Source organism: Seonamhaeicola sp. S2-3 (assembly GCF_001971785.1).
Taxonomy (GTDB): domain Bacteria; phylum Bacteroidota; class Bacteroidia; order Flavobacteriales; family Flavobacteriaceae; genus Seonamhaeicola.
This window is the reverse complement of sequence record NZ_CP019389.1, coordinates 2646925-2670606: the sequence shown is the minus strand read 5'-3', so window position 1 is coordinate 2670606 and position 23682 is coordinate 2646925. Positions and strand designations below refer to the sequence as shown.

The following is a 23682-nucleotide window of genomic DNA, read 5'->3' as shown; positions in this document are numbered from 1 at the left end:
ATTTTTATAACCAACTGAAACCTAGACCTAAATTAAAGGTTACAGCATCTCTATGGGCATCTCCATCTAAAAAAGCTCTCCCCATAAATACATTAGATTGAATGTTTAATGCAAAGTTTTTCTTTTTATAAATCTCATAACCAGAACTAGCCATTACCGCACAACCAAAATTCCAATCTTCATTTCCTTCTTTAATATCATACAATGCTGGAGAATCTATAGCTAAACCTACACCGCCATGAATCCACCAACGGTCTTTTACCCAATATTGAACAGAAGGTATAAAGCCTCCAAAATGCCTTTCATAATCTGTCACGTCATATATCATTCCAGGCATTGAGACTGTAAGTGCAAGTTTATTATTTAAAAGATATCCAAATTTTAAGTCTGGAAAAGTAAAGCTCCCCTGAGAGTCATCAAAACTTTGTAAACCAGCACTATCTTCTAAACTAATAACGCCCGCGCCAAGACTAAACTCAAACATAAAACCTTGTCTGACGGTTGTATTTAAATTTTCATTTTGAGCACTTATAGTTAAACTAAAAAAGTACATTACTGCTAATACTATTAATTTTAAAATAGATAAATTAAGTGTTTTCATTACTGTTTGTTTTTTTGATTGATTTAAATTTGATGTTAAAAAGTTGCCTTGCCTATTGAAGCGAATTGTTTTGAGTGATACTTCAATACTTCAACCTCAACAACTTTACTATATGCTTTAAAATTTTATACCTATATAAAGGTTAGGTTCAAAAAGGAAATAGGATTTCCATTTGTTATCTAATGCTTTGAATTCATCTGGCGTATTTGTATCAAACACCCAGTTTTGACAATGAATTTGAGGTTCTATAAAAATGCGTTTCTTTTTACCAAAAGCAATATGATAACCAACATGGTATGATGTGTAAAGCTTAAAACCGTTTGCTATTTTTTTATCGTTTAAATCTAAATAAGTTTTGTACTGCGGTAAAACTTCTACAGATGCAAACAATCCTTTCCAAAGCATGCGTTGATACGATATTCCTATACCTGTTTCGCGTAAATATCCTGGATAAAATTCACTCTTAGAATCAATTTTATCTTTGAGTCCATCCCACCACTGAATTCCCATGGGTTGAAACAACCTCCAGGTAGCAAATTTTAACCCAACAATGTTTTTATTATCAAGCTCACGTTTAACGTGTAATTCGATGTGTTGTGTGTTAGTTCTTTTGCCTCCGTCTCCAATATTAGCTAAGATAATGGCAGGAAAACTCACTCTGTATTTATGGTTTTCGCTTTGTTTTGATGGTTTTGATATCTGTTGAGCGAAGACATTAAGAGTGAAAAGTGTTAAACAGATGATTAATAGTTTTTTCATTGTAATTGATGTTAAATTGTTCGTTTTTTGATTAATAATTTGATGATGCAAAGATGTAATAGAAGTGAAGGCCAATCGTCCTGAATTATGATTTGAAACCTTTTTTAGCTTCTTCTATATAAAAATCTTTTAAATGATGATTACCGTAGGTTGGCGCAATATTATCTTCTGCCATTAAGGTTAGAAAAAATTCAATTGGTCCATAAGTTTTAACGCTTGTAAAATTTCTAAGCCCCCAAATGGTTAACCTTCTTATAAAATCTGGTAAATGAGTTATTTTATTTGATTTATTAAAAGCGTTTAAAGCCAGTTGGCTTATTTCATTTAAACTTAACACATCTGGCCCACCAACTGTAAATTCTTTAACGTCATTATCAAGTGTTTCTATTATGGCTCTTGCTAAATCTTCTCCATGAATAGGATTAAATTTTTGATTGCCCGAACCAAATAAATACACTCTCCCCGATTTAGCCATTTGCAAAAAGTCTTTCATATCAGAGAAAAAACCGTTGGGTCTTACTATGGTATAGTTTAATCCTGAAATTTTTAAAGCATCAACAAATTTTTCTTTGGCTTCAAATATTTTTAAATGTCTGTATTTATCGCCATTAATAGCAGATACATACACGAAGTTTTTTACACCAGACTTTTTAGCTTCGTCAAGCAAATTCATATTAGCCTGATAATCTACATCCATATAGGTTACTCCATCTTTTTGTCTGGTAATACCCACAGTAGAAATTACGATATCTATACCTTTACAAATGTCTCGTAAGGTTTCAGGATTTGTTACTTCGGCTTGTTTAACTTCTAAATAGTTTTCATTACTATTTTTGAGTTTATCTGGGTTACGCACTATTGCAACTACCTGGTTTTGTTTTTCAATTAAAACCTTTAATAAAAATCTACCCAAATAGCCTGTAGCTCCTGCCAATAAAATATTAGTATGTTTCATTATTAATAAGTTTAAAAGTTATTTTAATTAAACTCATTTGTTAGTAGTTGTTCAATAATAGTATTACGTTGTGTTCCTGTATCGTCTTGTTTGTTACTTAACAGTACAATGGTAGCATTGTATTCTGGTATAAAACCAATCATACTCCAATAGCCATTAATATCGCCACCGTGCCAATACAATGTGGTGTTGCCTTCTTGTGTAGTAAACCAGCCCAAACCAAAATCTACATAACCACTAGGTACGTCTTCGGCAAATATTTCTGCTTTTTCAGCCTCTGTAAACCAATTTGTTTTTACTGCATTTACCCACGTTTCCATGTCTTTGGGAGTACTACTAAAATCACCAACACCAAAAGCAATGGTCATTGGATAAGTACTATTAATGTTACCGTTTTTATAACCTTCGGCATGTGTATTAGAGTCAATAGCATTGGTACCTTTATAGGTATTGGCTATTTCTAATGGACTAAAAATATTTTGTTGAATGTACTCATGATAAGACATTTGAGATAATTCTTGAACTAATAAAGCAGCAATAAGAAAGTTAGAATTGCTATACTGTTTATTAGAACCAGGTGTGAAATTGAGTCCGTTTTCAGAAATCATTTCAATAACGACTTCATAAATATCTTCTTCATCTAAAGTTGCTCCTTGTTCGTAGGCTTCTTCAACTATAAATTGATAATCTGGAATACCGGATTGATGCGATAATAACTGAGTTATTGTAATTTGATTACCGTTTGGAAATTCGGCATCAAATTCATCTAAAGTTTGGTTAAAACTAGTGATTAAACCATCTCGTTTTAATTGTACCATGGCTGCTGCCGTTAGTGTTTTAGTAACAGAACCTATTCTATAGGCTAGGTTATAATCTTGAGGTAATGCCGTACTTTCATTAGCTAACCCAAAACCTTGACGTACTAAATCGTTACCGTTTTTAGTTACAATGGCATAACCTTGAAAATCAATGTCGGTTAATAAATTTTCAACGGTGGTGTAGTTTATTGTTGGTGAATTTACATGATCATCACTTGAACAAGATGATACTGTAGTTATTAAGGCAACTAAAAGGGCTACTAATAGGTTGTTTGTTAAATAATTGTTGCATTGTTGAATGGATGTTTTCATAATTGTTCGTTTTTAGATTATTAATTTTGATGCAAAGATTCATCAGAAAAGCAATGCAATCGTTCTGAATTATAATCTGAAACGAACTAATTAAGATTTACTACAAATGGGCTTTCATCCAAGCTCTTGGAGTAGTGTTTTCTATTTTTTTGAAATAAGTATTGAATACACTTTTTGAATTAAAACCACTATCATATGCTAAACCAAGAATGGTTAAATGGCTGTTTTTAGGGTTTAGGGCTATTTTTTTAAAATGCTTTAAACGATAAGCGTTTACAAAATCATTAAAATTAACATTAAAGGCTTCATTAATTAGGTACGAAATTTTGTTGGTATTTAAGTCTAATACTTTAGCTACCGTGCTTAAATTTAATTGGGGGTCTAAAAACGGCGCTTCTTGTTCAAAATAAGAAATAAGATTTTGTCTTAAATTAGAAATTTGATTTGCATTTAAAATACCTGTAAGTGGCTTGTTTTTGTTATCTGGTAAACTTATATCAGACTTCAATAAATTAGACTGATGCAACTGTTTGAAGTCTTTGTAATTTCTTAACTGGTTTAAAAATGGTTCTTGCCTAAAGTTAATGACTTGTCCTCTTCTGTGATTTATTTTATCTTGTAATATATTAAAAGCTAAATCTTTATGCTTTGTATTAGCCAAAATGTATAAATCATAAGGCGTTAATAGATTTCCTTCACTTTTAAAATCACTCCATTGAGCAATTAAATCTGCAGGAACTTCAACTTCAGATTCATTTATAGCTTTAAATAACAGTATTTTTTCCTGTTGTAAAGACGTGTTTTTAATAGCTTCATTAAACTCTAATTCTTTGTTTAACCATATAAAGCAAAAGCATTGTAAGTGATGAGCCAACTCTAATTCTGGGTTTAACTGTAAAGCATATTCTATTTTTCTTAATGCCTTTTTATAATCTTTTTTATAGTAATAAATGTGGGCTAAAGTGTAATGATTATTTGCTGAAAGCGGATCTACTTCTAAGAGTTTGTGTGCATAAAGTAAAGCTTCATCAAAAAATCCAAGAGCAATGAACAATTCTGTCATAGCTTCAAGACCATCAATATGTTTTGGATTTATAGCAAGCACTTGATTAATATGAAGATAGGCATTTTTAAAATCCCATTCTTGCCAAAAAAACTTACCAACAAATGATAATGGGTATTCTGGCAATGAAGCATCAATATCTTTTGCTATTAAAAGGTTATTTATAGCAAGTTCCATAGCTTCATCAAACGACATATACCCCCACATTGCCAATAAACCATAGCACTGCAAATTGGCATAATAGGCTTTAGCATAGTTTTTATCTAAGTTAATAGCTTTATTATAATAGGTAATGGCTTCGCTTATGCTTTGGGATGTCCATTTTAATTGTAATGAGCGACCTTTTAAAAACAATTGATAAGCTTCAATATTATTAGTAGGTTGCTTAATTAAATGTTCTTGAACTTCAAAGTGCCCAAAATTGTTTCTAACCTCATCTGCAATGGCTAGACTAATTTCATCTTCTAAATCAAAAATATCTATTAATTGTCTATCAAATTTTTTAGACCAATAATGTATCCCGTTATTAACATCAATTAATTGGGCTGTTATTCTAACTTTATCTTGAGATTTTTTAATGCTTCCCTCAAGAATTGTATTTACCCCCAATTGTTTTCCAACGTCTCTTATATCAACATCTTTTCCTTTAAATGCAAATGATGAAGTTCTTGCTATAACTTTAAGTTGCTCAATCTTTGTAAGAGCATTTATAATTTCTTCTGTAATACCATCGCAGAAATATTCATTTTCTGAATCGTTGGTTCTGTTTACAAATGGTAATACAGCTATTGATTGTGCTTCTTTCATTTACTTTAAGACTAGCAACACTTTGTTTTGTTACAAACTTGTTGAGATAATTTGTATGCTATAATAATCAAAAAAATCTTAACTAAAATTTTTTACAGAAAATATTCTGTTTTGCTGCTAATTTTCATCTATGTAAAAAAGCACCTAGCAGATTGAAAATTAAAATAAACTTTTATAATAATGATTCTTGAATATAAAGATTTAAGTTAATAATACTTATTTAGTTTTCTTTAATACTTTTTCTCTATAAATCATAACAATTATTATCTAGAAACAACGTTCAATTACTTTTCTAACATAGCAAGTCTAATATTTTAATAATTGGTTGGTAACACAAGATATTTGCTATGCTAAATAGTGTACCTTGTAGGTACTTTGCATAAAGTTAATAATATTACTCATATCTTAGGCATTGAGCAATTGAATACAATTTCTAGTACCTATCTGATGAATTGGTGCTTAGGGGTAATAACAAGATTAAAACTAGACACCCTACCTCTAAGGTTTTATGGTTTATATATTCCTTTATAATAACTTTAACATAAACCAAATTAGGGCACAGTTCTAAAATTGCGTCTTCCTTGTAATAATAACATACTATTTTTACAAATTAAACTTATAATAATGAAACAAATTCTCATCTTATTTACCCTAGTATTATTAGTTAACCACGCTTCTTTTTCACAAGAATCAAATACAAAAACACCATCACCTAATTATAGGTTAGCATCTAAATTTTCACCAAAAAATATTAGCAAGATTGTACATTCTACAGAGGTTTTTCCACATTGGTTAGAAAAAGGAAATCGTTTTTGGTATCAATATAAAACAAGTGAAGGCTCTAATTACTACATTGTTGATCCAGAAAAAAAAACGCGAAACAAATTATTTGACAATGCAAAAATGGCTAAGTGGTTATCAGAAATAACTAAAGACGCTTATGATGCAAAACACTTACCACGTTTTAATTTTAAGTTTGTTAAAAACGAAACGGCTATAAGGTTTAAGATAACTTCAAAAGAAAAAGTAGAAGTAGAAGATGAGGAAAAAAACGCAAGAAAGAAAGCCCCTAGAATGCAAAACAAGGTGTATCATTTAGAATATAAGTTAGGTGGTAATGGACTAACTATTATAAACAGTAAAAAAAGCAATAAAAAATATGTTTCTTGGGCAAGTATAGCTCCAGATAGTACCATAGTGTTATTCTCTAAAAACTTCAATTTATATTGGATGGATAAAGAGAATTATTTAAAAGCATTAAAAAATGAGAATGACCCCACCATTATTGAAAACCAATGGACTAAAGATGGTGTAGAGCACTTTAGTTACGGCGGAAGTAGCGGGATAAAGAAAGACAAAAGATATCGTATCTCTGGTTACTGGTCTCACGATTCTAAAAAATTTGTATTTCAACGCACAGACAAAAGACATATTAAAGATTTATGGGTTATTAACTCTATTTCAAACAAGCGCCCAACGCTTGAAACTTATAAATATCATATGGCGGGAGAACAAGAATACCCTAAACAATATATCGATATTTTTGATACTCGCACCAAAGCTATTACTCCAGTAAAATTAGATACTACAGTACAGCAAAATATAAGCATATACCAATATATTTATCAAAAAAACGACACAATTAAACATAAACCTTCTTTACTTATTTCAAAAAAAGGAAAAATATATTTTAGTACTATAAGTCGTGATTTTAAACGATTAGATGTTCATGTTGCAGATATTAATTCCGGAGAAGTAACAACTTTAATAAAAGAACATTCTAATGTTTCTTTAGAAAATTATTGGGAACCCATTCATTTATTTAATAATGAAAATGAAATTCTCTTTTGGTCTGAAAGAGATGGTTGGGGCATTATTATTTATATGACACGCAAGGAAATTTAAAACATCAGGTTACCAATGGTGAATTTCATGTGTCTTCGTTTGAAGGTATAGATGAAAATGAGCGTATTCTTTATTTTACAGCAAATGGTGTTAATAAAGATATTGATCCGTACTATGCACATCTCTATAAAATTAACCTTAATGGAACGAGTTTAAAATGTTTAAATCCTGGTAATTTCAATACTACCACATATAAATCAGATTCGAATAAGTATATTGTTAGTAATTATTCTAGAGTAAATACTGCACCAAAATCTGAGTTAAGAAACAGTAATGGAAACCTTATAATGAAATTAGAAGAAGCCGATTTATCCCAATTAATAGCTACAGGGTATAAGTTTCCAGAACCTTTTAAAATGAAAGCAGCTGATGGTATTACAGACATTTACGGCGTAATGTATAAACCTTTTGATTTTGACGAATCTAAAAAATACCCATTAATTGAACATGTATATCCAGGTCCTCAAACTGAGTCTGTAAATAAATCTTTTTCTTTTTCAATGGATAATACAGATCGAATGGCACAAATAGGCTTTATAGTTGTTACTTTTGGTAATAGAGGAGGTCACCCAGATCGTTCAAAATGGTATCATACTTATGGCTACGGCAATTTAAGAGATTATGGTCTGGCCGATAAAAAATATGTAGCTGAACAACTTGCTGATAAATATGATTTTATAGATATTGAAAAGGTTGGAATTTTTGGTCACTCAGGAGGTGGATTTATGTCTACAGCCGCCATGCTAGTGTACCCAGATTTCTTTAAAGCTGCTGTATCGTCTGCGGGAAACCATGATAACACCATCTATAATAGTTGGTGGATCGAAAAAAGTCATGGTATAAATGAAGAAAAAAATGGAGAAGGAAATGTCAAGTATAAATTTATGGTTGATAACAACTTAGAGTTAGCTAAAAACTTAAAAGGAAAATTAATGCTTGTAACTGGAGGCATTGATGATATTGTACATCCTGCAGCAACAATTAGAATGGCAAATGCTCTAATTAATGCAAACAAGCGGTTTGATTTTATGCTTATGCCAGGGCAACGCCATTCGTTTGGCAGTATGACTGAGTATTTTTTCTGGTTAAAAGCCGACTTTTTTAGTAAACACTTTCTTGGTAAAGAAGCTACGAGTGTAGATATAATAGAAATGAATAGAGACACCCCTCTAAAACACTAATTAAAAACCACTTAACTTAAATAAAATTAAAAAATATTAGCAGTCAACGTATAATAATGGTGGTGAATTCTATTTTTTTCAAATAAACTGTGGCAATTTTTTAAATTGCCACAGTTTACCTTCTTTACAAAAATGTATCTACTTGATAGATATTTTATTTAAAAAATTTCTTAGATGAAAGTTCTGTAAAAATCAGGTAATTCGAGCGCAAAATCACTAATGCTTAATTCGTACAATGAGAAACACCTCTATTTCCTCAGTTTCTTAATTCTTGTAAATAAATGAAGTTTTAAAGCTTCATCTAAAAAATAAAATTGTGATACTCACTTTCATGCTAGGGCTCCATAACTTTTAAAACAGTCCTTTAAAATAGTGACCATTAGCTCTGATAATTCTAAATTATACAAAATAATATTTATCATATTGATCTTTAAGAAATTGCCAAACCAAATATATTAACTTATAGAATTTTACTCATCTTACTAACATAGAGTTTAGCTTTATAAAGTTTGTAAATCAATAAACGTACTGCAGTAGGTCATATGGTTTTATTGTTTCACACAATTAATGTGAATGTTCGGCTTTACCTTTTTTCATTTCAGCAATTAGGTAATAAGCATTGTTATATGCAAATTTTGTGTTTTCACCTATTTCTTCAATAAATTGAATTGACATCCAATTACCATCTTTTTCTCCTACAACCACTTCAATAGGCTTAAAACTCCAATCGTTATTTTCTTTTTCTACGGAAAACACATAATACCTATTTCCATCTTTAACAATGGCACTTTCGGGTAATACTGTTGTTAAGATACTATCTACTTGAATTTTACCCCGAATGTACATCCCTGGAATTAAGTTGCCTTTTTTGTTTTCTATTTCTGCGTGAACGTGAACTGCTTTTAGGTTATTCTCAAACGTTTTACTTATGGAATAAATATCTGCTATAAGCTCACTATCTTGAATGGATTGTACCGTAAAGTTTACTTTTTGACCTTTCTTTACTTTATGTACGTCTTTTTCAAAAACCATTAAATCGGCATGAACGTGATGCGTGTTTACAACTTCAAACAATTCTGTTTCTGGGGCTACATATTGTCCTGTTTTTACTTCAACTTTTTGCACATAACCTTCTATGGGGCTACGCAATGCTATGCGTTGTGCAATTGTGCCATTACGAACAGAAACCGTATTTACATTCAGTATCTTTAATTGAGCTTCTAAACCATTTACCTTAGCTTTGGATGCAACGTATTCTGCTTCTGCCTTTTGAAAATTAGCCCCAGAACCAACACCTGCATCGTATAATTTTTGTTGACGTTGGTAATTCTTTTGTAAAAAATTACTATTGCTGTAAGCATTTAAATAATCGGTTTGTAGTTTTATAATATTTGGGTGCGACAGATAAGCCACGACTTGACCTTTACTCACTTTATCACCTTCAATCACTTCAATTGAAACAACATTAGCACCAACTACTGCCGTAATAGCTGCTTCACTTTGAGGAGGTACTTCTAACGTTCCATTTGCTTCTACATAACCACTTATATTGCGTAATGCCAATGTATCTATTTTCAGTTGTAAAGTATTAAATTGTTGCTGAGAAAGCACAACCTCATCTTCATCATAATGCGCTTCGTTAACTTCTGTTTTTTGTTCTTCATCGTGAGAATGACCGTCTTCTTCTGAATGATTTTCTTTATTACCGCAAGCTGAAACAAACATGGTTAACACGATTACGGTAAGAATTTTATATATTTTATTTCTCATTGTCTTATTGATTAAAATATTGTAGTTGAAATGTGCTTTCTAAATAGTTCATTAATGCTGATTGAGCTTCTAATTCTAATTGAATGGCTTCTTTTATCAGCTGCGTAAATGCAGTATAATCTATTTCTCCTTCTCTGTATGCCAATAAAGCACCTGTTTTTTGCTCTTTTGTTAATGGTAAAACTTGTTCTTTGTAAAACTCCCAAGACGTTTTCCATTTAACGTAATTTTCTTTAGCCTGAACAAACCTTGATTGTACTTCCTGCTTTTTGAACGCTACATTGGTTTCCGCTATGTCTTTATCTATTTTGGCATTTCTAATTTGAGCTTTGTTAGTACCTGATAAAAACGGAATGGAAATTCCTGCTTGATAGGTATAAAATCCTAAATTGCCATTGACTTTTTGTAAACCACCTTGAAGATTGAACTTTGGTAAATTATCTGCTTTTGCTGCTTTGTATTTCGCTTCCGCTTCATCTACTATATTTTGGGACATACTGTACAATGGATGACTTTCAATACTGAACGTTTCCATATCTATATCCATAGCTACATCAAATTCATTTGAAACCGTAAAAATTTCATCTGAAACCAACCACAAATTGAATTGCTGTAAAGCAATAAGATAATCACTATAGGCTTGTGTTTTTTTATTCTGAATTTGTAACGCTTGATTCTTAGCTGCCGAATACTCTAACTTGGAAATAGCTTCAACTTCATAATTTAAAACTACTGCTTGTTCGAATTTGGAATAAATGGAATCTAGTTCCTTATACAAATCATAGTTTCGTTTCTTTTGATAGCATTTTGACCATGCTTTTTTAACTTCCAACTCCAGTTCCAATTCGGATAATTCAAAGGCTTTTTGTGCCATTAGAATGCGTTGTTCTTGCAACTTCTTTTTAGAGCCAATGCCAAATACTTCAATATTAGATTGCCCCATACCAATGATTGTATAGATGCCATTACCATTACCATTATCAATCTCTCCTCCTCCTGTGAAAATTTGAGTCGTTCCAAAATCATAAACAGTTGCCTTTAATTGTTCTTGTTTTGTAATTTCTAACTGCTTTTGCTTCAATAATGGATAATTACTTTTTGCGAGTTCAACAGCTTCCTGTAATGAAATTTTGGGAATTATATTATTTAACTCTTGTGCATTACTTTGTGATGAAAAGCCAAGTAGTAATAACACCAATGCTGTTGTTGTTACTAACTTTTTGTTTGGCTTAAACGTAAAAGATTTGTTTTCAACCCAATGGTATAAAATAGGCAACACAAATAGTGTTAGCAGTGTTGAAGTTAATAGTCCACCAATAACTACAGTTGCCAAAGGACGTTGTACTTCTGCCCCTGCTGCTGATGAAATAGCCATTGGTAGAAAGCCTAATACATCTGTAAAGGCAGTTAACATAATAGGTCTAATTCTTCGTTTAGTACCTTCAACTATTCTATCCTTTAGATTGATTACTCCTTCTTCTTTTAATTCGTTGAGTCCGCTTATCATTACCAAACCATTTAAAACTGCCACACCAAACAACACAATAAAACCAACACCTGCTGAAATACTAAATGGCATATCGCGTAACCATAAAGCTACAACACCACCAATGGTTGCCATAGGGATAGCTATGTAAATCATTAAGGTTTGTGGTAAAGATTTTAATGCAAAGTATATTAGTATAAATATGAGTAACAATGCTATAGGCACAACGGTTTGTAATCGGTTGCTGGCACGTTCTAAATTTTCAAATGCACCTCCATAACGAATAAAATAACCTGATGGTAATTCCAGCTGTGCATCTAATTTTGATTTAATTTCAGTTACTAACGATTTTACATCACGTCCTCTAACATTAACACCTACATAGGTTCTTCTATTGGTGTTATCTCTACTGATTTGCATTGGTCCTGCTTTGTAGCTTACGTCTGCAATTTCACGCAACGGAATTTGAGCACCCGAAGGCAAACTAATAAATAGATTTTGAACATCTGTAATATCCTTTCGGTTTTGAGCACTTAAACGCACTACTAAATCAAATCGTTTTTCTCCTTCAAAAATAACACCTGCTGTACCACCTGCAAATGCAGATTGTACAGTTTGATTGAGCGTATTTATTTGAAGTCCGTATTGTGCCAATTTGTTCCTATTGTAATTGATGGTTATTTGCGGCAAACCAGTTATGGCTTCCGCTTTCATATCACCAATACCTTCAGTACCAGCAATAATTTTAGATATTTCTTCGGCTTTTTGAGATAGGATGTCAATGTCTTCGCCATAAAGTTTTATAGCAATATCCTCACGAATACCTTCAAGCAACTCATTAAAACGCATTTCGATAGGTTGAGTAAACTCATAATTAACACCAGGAACCATTTCAACTGCTTCTTTTATTGCCACAATCAATTCATTTTTTGATTCAGCTGTTGTCCATTCGCTTTTAGGTTTCAGGATAACAAAAACATCGGCAATATCCATTGGCATTGGGTCTGTTGGAATTTCGGCAACACCAATACGACTCACAATTTTATTGACTTCTGGAAATTTTGCTTTTACTATTTGTTCTATTTTAGTTGTGGTTTCAATAGTTTCTGTAAGCGAACTACCTGGTTTTAAAATAGCGTGAAAAGCAATATCACCTTCATCGAGTTGTGGTATGAACTCGCCACCCATTCTTGAAAACATAAAAACTGTAATTCCGAACAAAACAACAGCAATACCAATTACCCATTTCCCTTTTCGTAATGCGTTTACCAATAATGGCTGATATTTATCTTCAACCCAATGCACAAATATATCTCCATAGGATTTTTTATCATTTTTTGGTGTTCTTATTATTAAAGCTGACACCATTGGCACATACGTTAAACACAGTACCATTGCACCAATCATAGCGAATATAAATGTCAATGCCATTGGTTTAAACATTTTTCCTTCAATACCTTGTAAGGCTAAAATGGGTAGAAAAACGATAAGGATAATCAACTGACCAAAGAACGCAGCATTCATCATCTTTTTTGAAGCATTTGACGCCACTTTATCTCGTTCTTTGGATGTAAGCTGTTTCTTTTTCAGGACTTGTGATGCAATTAGAAATACTGTACTTTCTACAATAATTACAGCGCCATCTACAATAATTCCGAAATCTATTGCTCCCAAACTCATTAGGTTTACCCAAACATCGAACACGTTCATTAAAATAAAGGCGAATAATAAGGATAATGGTATGGTTGAAGCAACGATTAAACCACCTCGCCAATTTCCTAATAAAAAGACCAACACAAAAATGACGATTAATGCACCTTCAATAAGATTAGTTGTTACTGTAGAAGTTGTTTCACCTATTAATTTACTTCTATCTAATAAAGGTTCAATAATAACCCCTTCAGGTAATGACTTTTCTATTTGTGCCATTCGCTCTTTTACATTGGTGATAACATCATTAGAATTAGCTCCTTTTAACATCATTACCAAACCACCTACGACTTCTCCTTCACCATCTTGGGTTAGTGCACCATAACGTATTGCAGAGCCAAATTGTACTGTAGCAATATCACCAATTGTCACAGGTATGTTATTAATATTCTTGACTGTGATTTTTTTAATATCTTCTAAACTTCGTACTAATCCTGCTCCGCGAATAAAATTAGCTTGATGGTTCTTTTCAATATATGCACCTCCTGTATTTTGATTATTGGCTTCAAGTGCATTAAACACATCAGTAATTGTTAGACCAATAGCGTTTAACTCGTTTGGATTAACCGCTACTTCGTATTGTTTAATTTTACCACCAATAGCGTTTACTTCTACCACACCAGGAACCATAGCCATTTGACGCTGTACAATCCAATCTTGCATTGAGCGTAAATCTGTGATGGTATATTTGTCTTTGTACTCTGGTGCTACTTTTAAAGTGTATTGGTAAATCTCTCCTAAACCTGTTGAAATAGGACCCATTGTGGGTTCGCCAAATCCAGCAGGAATTTGCTCTTTGACTTCGCTTAGTTTTTCGGTAACTAATTGCCTAGGCAGGTAAGTTCCCATATCATCATCGAATACGATGGTAACCACTGATAAGCCAAAACGGGAAATTGACCTTATTTCCTGAACATCGGGGAGATTGCTCATTGCCACTTCAATTGGATATGTTATAATCTGTTCAATATCTTCCGTACCTAAATTGGGAGCTTGTGTAATAACCTGTACTTGGTTATTGGTAATGTCTGGAACAGCATCTATTGGCACTTTGGTCATACTCCAAATACCTGCTCCGATTATGGTAAGCGTAAGCAAACCAATAATGAATTTGTTATTGATTGAAAAATCAATGATTTTATTAATCATAGAAAATGTATTAATTCAGTTAAACTATTCGATACAATTCTGATATAAGACATAGAATTACACGAAATGAAATGAACCCTTTAGGCTCAAAATTGGATATAGCTATCCATTTAAAAACTGAATTAAACTTGTGGCGGTTGCCAAATACCAAAATAAAAATCGAATCGATAATTCGACTGATAGGTCGTTATTAATTGAGTTGGAACTCTGGAAAAATAAAATAATACTAATGTAGTTAAAGACGTAAACGTAATAGACGCACCACAACAATTACAAATACAGGTAACTGGACAACAGTCTCCACTTTCTTCTTGATGATTATGAGCAGCATGCATTTCCTCATACTGTTGGTTTTTTAAGTTTTGACCGTCAGAACAAGGAATTGCAGATAATGCCAACATTGTTATAGCTAATAAGCATGCTAAAAATTTCATTAAAGAAAGGGTATAAAATTAACTATTCAATGGTTGTAAAAAAACAATTTATTAAACGTATTTATGTTAATATTTTTACTATCTATAAAAAAGTAAGCTGTATTTTGTACTTATCTAAAACCCACGTTTTATTTGATAACTATGCTTCATTTTTGTTAACTCTATACTATTATAATTTAACCAAGATTATTAGAGATCGTTGTTATTGTTATTTCTGCATTTAAGCTTTACTGGTCTCCTTAATATCTTGAACACATATACAATTTAAACAACTAAAAAAAAATCATAAAATAGATATGTTCCATTCCTCTATTTTTAGCTAATAGTTATAGTTATTATTGTATTAGCTCTTTTAAGGTTTTCTCTAAATCTTCCCCTCTTAACCCTTCATTTAATTTTACTATTCTGCCTTCTGGATTAACTAGAACCGTCCAAGGAATACCTAGGTATTGGTATAGATCTTTTGTTATTAATTTTTCATCCCATAGTTTTATATATGGTAAATTTTCTTCTTCTAATGATTCTAACCACTCTTCCTTTGTACTATCAAGAGATACAGATACTATTTTTAAACCTTTGTCTTTAAATTTTTCATGAGCTTGTTTTAAATAAGGGATTTCCCTTTTACATGGTCCACACCAACTTGCCCAAAAATCAATAAGTACATAAGCGCCTTTAAAGTCTGAAAGTTTTATGTTTTTGTTTACATGATTTGCCAATTCAAAATCTGGAGCCATTGCACCAATAGAGGAATTTTCTTTTAATTCTATTTGTTTATTTAAAAGAGAAATATAATGAGAATCTTTAATGCTTGGAGAGAACTTATTTACCAAATTTTTAAGAAACTCAGGCGATTTTCTTTTAAATCTATTGTAAGCAATATAAGAAAGGGCTATACTTTCTGAATTAGTATTTATAGCATCTACTATATTTTGTCCTTTTACCACATTTAACGAATCTAATATATGACTATAATAATTTAAGTTTTTTAAATTTTCTTCACTTTGTTCTATATCATTGTAAAGTTTAAACGCTTTCTTATATAATTCTGCATACTTTTCCATTTCAATACTAGCAGGAAAATTGGCTTCTAGATGTTTATACGCTTTTGTAATTGGAGATCCGGTAACTTTTACATTTAATAAGTTGTCATCTAAAATCTCTCCTTTAATATTAATATTTTTACTGTCAATAAAAAAATACGCTTTATTTCGTTTACCTTTCAAATCACCAGGTTTATTAGCTAATTGTGGTAAATATATACCTTGCATTTTAGGGTTATTTATATCAAGTTTATGTTCAAAAACAAAGCTGTTATTGGTTGCTTGCACAGTATCTAAAGGAAAAAATTTGTCATCCATTAAAACAACAGGGTTATTTTCTAAACCGGATATTGTTCCTTTAATAATTTGCTTATCTTTTTCTTCAGTGTTATTACAAGAACTTACTGTAATTAATGTAAATATTAATAGGGTTATTATAGTGAATGAATTTTTCATCTTTTTAAAATTTAGTACGAGCTATTAGTTTTAATAAATTGTTTCTAGAAGTTCTTCTAATTCGGTATGGGTTAAATATTGATCAACTACTTTACCTTCAGGATCTATAACATAAGTACTGGGTAATCTTTCAACATTATAAAGTTCCTTTATTTCAGATTTATTAAATCCTTTTAAATCTGAAAGTTGTATCCAAGGAATTTGATCATCTTTAATAGCTTTTACCCATTTTTCTTTATCATCATCAAAGGAAATAGAAACTATTTTAAAACCTTTTTCTTTGTATTTATTATATAGTGGGATAATTTTTTTATTAGTCACTCTACACGGTGCACACCAACTTGCCCAAAAATCGATAAGTGTATAGTGGCCTTTAAAATCATTAAGCGTAAACACCTTATTGTTAGGGTTTTTTAAATAAAACTCAGGAACTTTCTGACCTATAATACGGTTTTCAGCTTTGCTTTTTAATTTATTTTCTATGAAGCTTAGCATTGTTTTACCTTTATTTTCCTCATTATTAACTATTTTATAAAAGGCATTAAGTTCATGATAACTTAGTACATCAAAGTAGCGAACTATATGTTTAAGTAAGTATAAAGAAATATAAGATTTTGGGTGTTTTTTTATATAATCTTTTTGAATGTCCAAAAGGTTTTCAAAATATTTTGATGATAACCTATTAAGGTCTTTTTTACTTAGAGTCGTATCTTTTGATACCTCAGTTAACTTTTGGTTTAAAGGGGTTAGCTTTTTTAATAACTTATTATATTCAGCTTGTAGAGAGTTATTTGGAGCTACAATTGACATATTATTACCATTAATAATGAATTTATAGTTCAATTCAGGCTCATAAAAGAAAACAAGTCTAGGTAACTTATAATCATTTGTTTGAACTTCTAAAACTTTAACATTTTTAAAAGAAAGATTATGGTTAAACGTTTTATTTATTATGTTAATAGAATCTAGAATTGTTTTATTCTCACTCTCTAAATCAAAAAGTTCAATTTGTTCTATTTTCTTGTTATCTACTATTTCACCAATAATAGTTGGAGGTGTATTTTGGCTACAACTAGTAAATAAGATACATGTAATAGATAATAAAATAATGATATTTTTCATGGTTTTTCTTTTTTATAAATAATTCCAGACTTAATAGTAGTGTGTATATCTTTTAAGTTTTCTATATGGTCTAAAGGGTTTTTGTTTACTATAATAATATCAGCTTTTTTACCTTTTTCTATAGTACCTCTATCTGCTAACCCTATACTTTCGGCTCCTACTTTTGTAGCACTATATAATGCTTCTGCATTGGTAAAACCACATTTATCTACAAGAAGTTTTAATTCTTTAAAAAAGGGGATTTCTGGTTCATACAAATAAGGCCAATCAGTTCCCACAGCTACCTTCACTCCTAATTCATGAGCGCGCTTTGGAATTTCTACACCATTCATATTGTTATTTTCTGCTATATAGTTTGTTGGATCTAAAATAACTTTGTTCTTTTTCATTAACAGTAATATTCTATCCAACCTGTTAAAATCAATTTTATTTGATAAACTTTCTCGGGTAATTTCACCATCCTCTTTTAAACCGTACATAATATCCCAAGCATGAGACATCGTGTTTACTTTTGCATTTGCTATTTGCATAGGCGATGCGGGGAACACAGCAGAATGACTCCAAGCTTGTAGCCCTTGATTATTTGCTTCCTCTACAATGTTTTTAACTAAATGAGCACTTAAATCTGAATAAATTTTAATTCCAGTAGCACCAGATCCTTTTGCTCTTGCCACTGCTAAGGCTATATTTGTTGAATCGGTTATGGTTTGCGCCCAAGGCTTATCACTTTTATCTTCGGGATTGTTTGAATGTCTTCTTGTCATATTAAAATATTTTGGACCTGCAAACTGTGAAGCATAAAAAATTGAAGGAGCAGGAATTTGATTTAAGCGACTTGCTCGTGCATAATCTGAAAGTATAATAGCATTTCCAGCCATATCTCTTACCGTGGTAATTCCAGAGTTAATCATTTTTAGTAGTACCGCTTCTACCTCCTTTTGGTTTTCTTTTCGGCTTTTTTTAGGTACTGTTGCTAAATGTACATGTGCATCTATTAAGCCAGGTAATATATATTTACCCTTTAAATCTATAACTTTAGCGTTAGCATATTCTTTTGTGTTTTCTGTAAAAAAGACTTCTTCAATTTTATCTGCTTTAATTATAATTGTTCCTGTTTTTACAGAACCCTCTTGTGATGTTAAGCTTATTATTGAACCATTTTTTAAAACTAATAACGAATCAGTATCGGTTGTATATCCTTGATATTGACAGTAGCAGTTATTTATTCCAATAATTAAAAGGATAAATAAATATATTTTTATTGTTTTTTTCATCTAATCTATTATTCATTGTGTTTAAATGAAGGCTGTGCATATATAACACAACCTTCATCAATTTAATTTAGGGTTACTGAAATAGGCCTACCTACAAATTCGGTTATAATCAAGTAGTACAGTGTTAAAACAGTTATTGTTTAATAAAAAAAGGGGATTATTTATATGGGTCATTTTGAGTTAAACCAGACCTGTCAATTTCTAATTGAGGAATTGGTAACGCAAAGCGGCCATCTTTTGGTGCCAAAGAACTTCCATCTGCTCTTGTAAAACCTTGTCCTTTCCTTTTTAAATCTGTAAACCTAAAGCCTTCAAATGCAAGTTCACGTCTGCGTTCATCTAAAATTTCATTAGATAAATCACTTCCTGAATAGTCTCCAATACCTCTGGCATTTCTTAAAATATTTAAATTTTTCAGAGCCATTTCAGGATTACCTGTATGGTCATAAGCTTCAGCAAGAATTAAGTACAATTCAGGAACACGTATCAGTTTAATATCTGTTACTCCTGGGCTAGATGACGTAGCCGTTCTTTCACTTATATGCTTTTTAGGGTAGAAGGCGCCAGAACCAAATGGTTCAAGTTCAAAATAGGCATTAAACCTAATATCATTTGCTTGGTCGTAAAGATTTATTAAATCATCAGACACATAATATGGAAAACTAAAATAAACTGGTACAGACAGTAGCGCCGCATTGCTACCATCGTCTGAATTTCCAAATCGAATTCTAAAAATTATTTCATTAGAATCGTCTTGTCTCCATTGGTTTTCAAATGCCATTTCTTCGGTATCAAGCGTATATCTACTATCGGTTAATGCTTTTTCTGCATAAATAATGGCATTTTCAAAATCGTTTGTTTCATGGTAAACTCTAGCCAACAAAGCTTCTATACCAGTTTTAGACAATCTATATGAGTTTACATCGTTAGTTGCTAAACTTACAGCTTCTAACAAATCTGTTATTACAAAATCAATAACCTCTTGGTTTGTATTTCTAGGATTTATGTCTAAAAGTTCATCGGTTTCAAATCTATAGGGCACCGCAAGCGCACTGCTGTCTGTATTAAAGGCTGGAGCAAAGAAACGATACAAATTATAGTGCAACAAGGCTCTTAATCCAAGAGCTTCGGCCAAAAAGGCATCTTTATTAGGAAGATTACTTGTTCTAGCTGCTTTTATTAGTGTATTGGCATTATTTATAGCCTCATAAGAAATTTCCCAAAATCCTTCAGATTGAAACGAATCAGCATTATAACTAAGTGTATAAAAATCGTTATGAGTGTTGTCAAAGGTAAAACCAGAAGGAGACCCTAAGATTATATCATCACTTAACGCTTCAGGTATAGAATAAATACAAAAATTATAGCCTAAAAAATCTAGTTTCATAATGGCATAAACGCCATCTAAAGCACTTCTAAAACCACCTTCTGTTTGAAGTAATGTTTCTGGCGATACTTCATCTAAAGGTTCTTTATCTAAAATGTTATCTGAACAGCTTGAAAGTCCAAAAACAATGATACATATATATATAAATTTTGTAAATGTTTTCATAAGTTTTAAATTAAAAGTTAGCATTAATACCAAAAGAAAATCCTCTATTAATAGATGAACTCAGGCCTATGCCCCCAATTCCATTGGCAAACTCTGGATCTATATAGTCAACATCTGTAAAAGTGAATAAGTTTTGTCCTTGGGCAAAAATTCTTAAACGCTCTATGCCTATTTTTTTCGAAATATTATTGTTTAGGGTATAACCAATTACAAAGTTTTTAAGTTTTACGTAACTAGCGTCTTGTAAGAATTGTGTGGATGCTTCAAAGTCTGAATTTAATGAAAATCTAGGATTAAAAGGATTTAGTGCTCTAACAGCTACATTGGTTTGATCTCCTGGGTTTTTCCATGCGTTTAATACATTAACGTGCTGGTTTAAAGCCACATTATTATACAAATCATGTACACCATTATTAAGAACATAATTTCCTCCTGAAAATGAAACTAAAAATGATGCATCAAAATTTTTATAAGTAAATGTATTGGTAATACCTCCATGATATTTTGGGATAGAACTTTTATTTGTTACTGCTTTAAGACCTGTAATTTCATTACGATTTCCAGTACTAATATTCGTATCATAATCAATAAGATTTCCATCAGCATCTCTATATTGATTAAAACCAGTATCAGGGTTTACTCCCGCCCAGTCTACAATATACAGTGCATTAATAGGACTGCCTTCCTTATAAGCAATATTACCGCGTAAAATAAGTTCTCTATCTTCAGTTAATGAAATTACAGTGCCTTTATTGTTTGAAAAAGTAAACTCTGTTGCCCAGCTAAAATCTTTATTTTGTACATTAATTGTATGCAACGCTATTTCAAAACCTTTATTTTCAAAATCACCAATGTTAGATGTTAAATTATCAAAACCAGAGGTTAATGGAATAGGGACATCGTTTAATAAATCTTTTGTAATTCTAATATAATAATCAAAAGATCCTGAAATTCTATTGTTAATCAGTCCAAAATCCAATCCAAAATTGGTATTGTTATTTTTTTCCCAAGTTAAATTTGGGTTATTTCCTCTTGATAAGCTTGGTACCCTAATATCATTGTAGCTATATCTATATTCATACAGTGATTTAGAAGCAAAATCTCCAATAAAATCATTTCCTGAAGTTCCTGTACTAAATCGCAATTTCAAATTGCTAATTTGTTTGCTTTCTTTAAAAAAATCTTTATGGATGTTCCAAGATGTCCCTATAGCCCAAAAATTGGCATATTTATTATTATCACCAAATTTTGACGACCCATCTCTTCTGTAGGATAGTGAAAGGTTATAGACACTATTAAAAGAATAATTCAATCTTGAAAAGTAAGAAATGGAGCCCGCATGTGACTTACCCTCATTAATGGTTGGAGGGTTGGTAGAGGCGCTTAAAATTTGAACAGCATCTGACTCGTATCCCGTTGCTCTTCCTGAAAAACTATAAGAATCATTTTCATTGTATTCATTACCGATTACTAAGTTGAAATTATGCCTGTTAAAGGATTTATTGGCAGTGGCAGTAAAGGTTGCCGTATAATTACTATCGTTTCCATTACTAGAACTTAATTCGCCTCCATCAACAATTACATTTTCATAGTTAGTGCTATTAAATGTATTATAGTTTGCTCCTAAAATTCCGTTTAAAGTTAACCAATTAAGAGGATTAAAAGTTAAGTTTGCACTACCACCAATATTTTTTCTTACCGATTCAATATTAGTATTCTCTCTAACAAAAAGCGGATTTAAAGGTTGCCCTCCAAAAGCACTCAATACGGATATGGTTCTATTTGGGTTTCCAAATTCATCAAATACCTGCTCAAAAGGGTTTAATAAAAAGGCGTTGGAAAAAGGATTTCCCACACCACGTCTGTCTTGGTTATTAACATTTCCAAAATTACCAGATAACGCCAATTTTAGTTTTCTATGCAAATCAAAATCGGCTTTCATGTTAATTGTATAGCGCTCGTATTCACTACCATATGTATTATCGACCTTACTATAAGAAATAGATGAATAATAACTGGACTTACTACCGCCTCCTGAAATAGCAATATCATGGTTTTGACTAATTTCATTATCAATTAACAAATCTGCCCAATTAATATTATTACCAGAATTTCTTCGTTCTTCCAATAATTCTGGTTCGTCATCATAAAACCCTAAAGCTGCTTCATAATCGAGCTTTTGAGAAGCATTCATAAGATCATTGGTAAATGATTTATCTGGATTTTTAAACCCTAATCTTGTATTTAGACTAACTTGTAACTTACTATTTTTTTGACCTCTTTTAGTTGAAACTAAAATAACACCATTTGATCCTCTTGATCCGTATATAGAAGTTGCTGCAGCATCTTTTAAAACACTTATATTTTTAATGTCGTTGCCGTTAATAGCCGAAGCATTAAATCCTCCAGGCATTTGTACACCATCTACCACAATTAAAGGCTCTGTATCAGCATTTATAGACCCAACACCTCGCAATAGAATAGATGGCGGTGTATCTGGGTTTGAGAAACTTTCTTGTACTAGCATACCTGGTATAATACCAATTAAAGCATCTGCAAAAGATACATTTTGGGTAGTTTGTAGTACTTTAGTATCTATTTTAGTAACCGCACCTGTTAGTTGCTGTTTAGCAACCTCACCATACCCTAAAATAACAACCTCATCTAGTTTGGTTGCATCTTCCTTTAACACAATATTAAGTATGGTTTGATCTTTTAAAATTATATCATCTTGAGGAACAAAACCTAAATAACTAAAGGTTATAAGATCCCCAGTATTAACAGCTATTTCATATTTTCCATCAAAATTAGTGGTTGTACCTTTAAAGTTTACTTTATTTCTGTTAACCAACACACTTACTCCCAACAAAGGCACTCCATTTTCATCGGTTACTACACCCGAAATTGTTCGCTCTTGTTTAACAGCTAATTTTTCTTTCAGAAGAATGGTTTTGTCTTCTGTTAATTCATATTGGTAATTACTAAAAGACAAACTTTTTGATAATAACTCATGAGCTGTAACAATACCTTTTTTTAATTTAATTTTAGGGATATTTTCAAAAGCTTCCGTACTATAAATAAATTTATAATCCGTTTCTTTTTTTATCAACTCAAAAATATCTATTGCAGATATTTCTTGATCTTTATCAATGTATATTTTGGTATTCTGAGAAAACCCCGTTTTGGAATTAAAACCAAAAGTTAGTGTACAACATAAAAAAATAAATAATCTCATAAGCCTAAATAAAAGCCTTTCCCTTAAATAAATAAGAGCTCTACTAAAAT

14 protein-coding genes and 1 pseudogene are annotated in these 23682 nt (G+C 31.4%); 2 read left to right on the top strand and 13 right to left on the bottom strand.

Going from position 1 to position 23682, the window contains the following annotated elements:
• Window positions 1–4: 4 nt before the first annotated feature.
• The 5 genes from BWZ22_RS11625 to BWZ22_RS11605 all read right to left on the bottom strand — a co-directional run bounded on the left by BWZ22_RS11625 (window position 5) and on the right by BWZ22_RS11605 (window position 5315).
• On the bottom strand, window positions 5–601 hold the full coding sequence (locus BWZ22_RS11625) for a hypothetical protein (protein ID WP_076700172.1): 597 nt from the start codon (window positions 599–601) through the stop codon (window positions 5–7).
• Window positions 602–718: 117 nt separating this feature from the next.
• On the bottom strand, window positions 719–1360 hold the full coding sequence (locus BWZ22_RS11620) for a hypothetical protein (RefSeq protein WP_076700171.1): 642 nt from the start codon (window positions 1358–1360) through the stop codon (window positions 719–721).
• A gap of 85 nt (window positions 1361–1445) precedes the next feature.
• Window positions 1446–2315: an SDR family oxidoreductase gene (locus BWZ22_RS11615; RefSeq protein WP_076700169.1), complete on the bottom strand. Its 870-nt coding sequence runs from the start codon at window positions 2313–2315 to the stop codon at window positions 1446–1448.
• Window positions 2316–2338: 23 nt separating this feature from the next.
• Window positions 2339–3445, bottom strand: coding sequence for a serine hydrolase (locus BWZ22_RS11610; RefSeq protein ID WP_076700168.1), 1107 nt, complete (start codon window positions 3443–3445; stop codon window positions 2339–2341).
• Between the two features lie 100 nt (window positions 3446–3545).
• Window positions 3546–5315 (bottom strand): tetratricopeptide repeat protein, encoded by a 1770-nt coding sequence (locus BWZ22_RS11605; RefSeq protein WP_076700166.1) that lies wholly within the window; start codon window positions 5313–5315, stop codon window positions 3546–3548.
• A gap of 624 nt (window positions 5316–5939) precedes the next feature.
• On the opposite strand from BWZ22_RS11605, the pseudogene BWZ22_RS16910 reads away from it, so the two are divergent.
• A pseudogene (locus tag BWZ22_RS16910) lies at window positions 5940–7408 on the top strand (DPP IV N-terminal domain-containing protein); the annotation flags it as partial.
• Between the two features lie 99 nt (window positions 7409–7507).
• Window positions 7508–8401: an alpha/beta hydrolase family protein gene (locus BWZ22_RS16905; protein ID WP_371326827.1), complete on the top strand. Its 894-nt coding sequence runs from the start codon at window positions 7508–7510 to the stop codon at window positions 8399–8401.
• A gap of 564 nt (window positions 8402–8965) precedes the next feature.
• Here BWZ22_RS16905 and BWZ22_RS11595 read toward each other — a convergent pair.
• The 8 genes from BWZ22_RS11595 to BWZ22_RS11560 form a co-directional block, all read right to left on the bottom strand.
• Window positions 8966–10171, bottom strand: coding sequence for an efflux RND transporter periplasmic adaptor subunit (locus BWZ22_RS11595; RefSeq protein WP_076700165.1), 1206 nt, complete (start codon window positions 10169–10171; stop codon window positions 8966–8968).
• Window positions 10172–10175: 4 nt separating this feature from the next.
• The gene (locus BWZ22_RS11590) at window positions 10176–14516 is read right to left on the bottom strand and encodes a CusA/CzcA family heavy metal efflux RND transporter (RefSeq protein ID WP_076700163.1); all 4341 of its coding nucleotides are present in this window, start codon (window positions 14514–14516) and stop codon (window positions 10176–10178) included.
• A gap of 122 nt (window positions 14517–14638) precedes the next feature.
• Entirely contained in the window at window positions 14639–14950 is a 312-nt protein-coding gene (locus BWZ22_RS11585) for a DUF6660 family protein (RefSeq protein ID WP_076700161.1), read from the bottom strand.
• A 335-nt stretch (window positions 14951–15285) separates the two neighbouring features.
• Window positions 15286–16449, bottom strand: coding sequence for a TlpA disulfide reductase family protein (locus BWZ22_RS11580; RefSeq protein ID WP_076700160.1), 1164 nt, complete (start codon window positions 16447–16449; stop codon window positions 15286–15288).
• 30 nt (window positions 16450–16479) lie between these two features.
• On the bottom strand, window positions 16480–17571 hold the full coding sequence (locus BWZ22_RS11575; protein WP_076700158.1) for a TlpA disulfide reductase family protein: 1092 nt from the start codon (window positions 17569–17571) through the stop codon (window positions 16480–16482).
• A complete protein-coding gene (locus BWZ22_RS11570; protein WP_083692317.1) occupies window positions 17568–18845 on the bottom strand; it encodes an amidohydrolase family protein in 1278 nt (425 codons plus the stop codon). The genes BWZ22_RS11575 and BWZ22_RS11570 overlap by 4 nt, the downstream gene beginning before the upstream one ends.
• Window positions 18846–19002: 157 nt before the next feature.
• Window positions 19003–20397: a RagB/SusD family nutrient uptake outer membrane protein gene (locus BWZ22_RS11565; RefSeq protein ID WP_076702474.1), complete on the bottom strand. Its 1395-nt coding sequence runs from the start codon at window positions 20395–20397 to the stop codon at window positions 19003–19005.
• Between the two features lie 10 nt (window positions 20398–20407).
• Complete coding sequence (locus BWZ22_RS11560) at window positions 20408–23632, bottom strand: SusC/RagA family TonB-linked outer membrane protein (protein WP_232225146.1); 3225 nt, start codon at window positions 23630–23632, stop codon at window positions 20408–20410.
• Between the last annotated feature and the right edge of the window lie 50 nt (window positions 23633–23682).

Bases quoted from the DNA above. Each gene is read 5' to 3' on its own strand.
- BWZ22_RS11605 (WP_076700166.1), bottom strand. From the start codon at position 5,315: ATGAAAGAAGCACAATCAATAGCTGTATTACCATTTGTAAACAGAACC.
- BWZ22_RS11620 (WP_076700171.1), bottom strand. From the start codon at position 1,360: ATGAAAAAACTATTAATCATCTGTTTAACACTTTTCACTCTTAATGTC.
- BWZ22_RS11575 (WP_076700158.1), bottom strand. From the start codon at position 17,571: ATGAAAAATATCATTATTTTATTATCTATTACATGTATCTTATTTACT.
- BWZ22_RS11580 (WP_076700160.1), bottom strand. From the start codon at position 16,449: ATGAAAAATTCATTCACTATAATAACCCTATTAATATTTACATTAATT.
- BWZ22_RS11565 (WP_076702474.1), bottom strand. From the start codon at position 20,397: ATGAAAACATTTACAAAATTTATATATATATGTATCATTGTTTTTGGA.
- BWZ22_RS11570 (WP_083692317.1), bottom strand. From the start codon at position 18,845: ATGAAAAAAACAATAAAAATATATTTATTTATCCTTTTAATTATTGGA.
- BWZ22_RS11625 (WP_076700172.1), bottom strand. From the start codon at position 601: ATGAAAACACTTAATTTATCTATTTTAAAATTAATAGTATTAGCAGTA.
- BWZ22_RS11560 (WP_232225146.1), bottom strand. From the start codon at position 23,632: ATGAGATTATTTATTTTTTTATGTTGTACACTAACTTTTGGTTTTAAT.
- BWZ22_RS11610 (WP_076700168.1), bottom strand. From the start codon at position 3,445: ATGAAAACATCCATTCAACAATGCAACAATTATTTAACAAACAACCTA.
- BWZ22_RS11590 (WP_076700163.1), bottom strand. From the start codon at position 14,516: ATGATTAATAAAATCATTGATTTTTCAATCAATAACAAATTCATTATT.
- BWZ22_RS16905 (WP_371326827.1), top strand. From the start codon at position 7,508: ATGAAATTAGAAGAAGCCGATTTATCCCAATTAATAGCTACAGGGTAT.
- BWZ22_RS11585 (WP_076700161.1), bottom strand. From the start codon at position 14,950: ATGAAATTTTTAGCATGCTTATTAGCTATAACAATGTTGGCATTATCT.
- BWZ22_RS11595 (WP_076700165.1), bottom strand. From the start codon at position 10,171: ATGAGAAATAAAATATATAAAATTCTTACCGTAATCGTGTTAACCATG.
- BWZ22_RS11615 (WP_076700169.1), bottom strand. From the start codon at position 2,315: ATGAAACATACTAATATTTTATTGGCAGGAGCTACAGGCTATTTGGGT.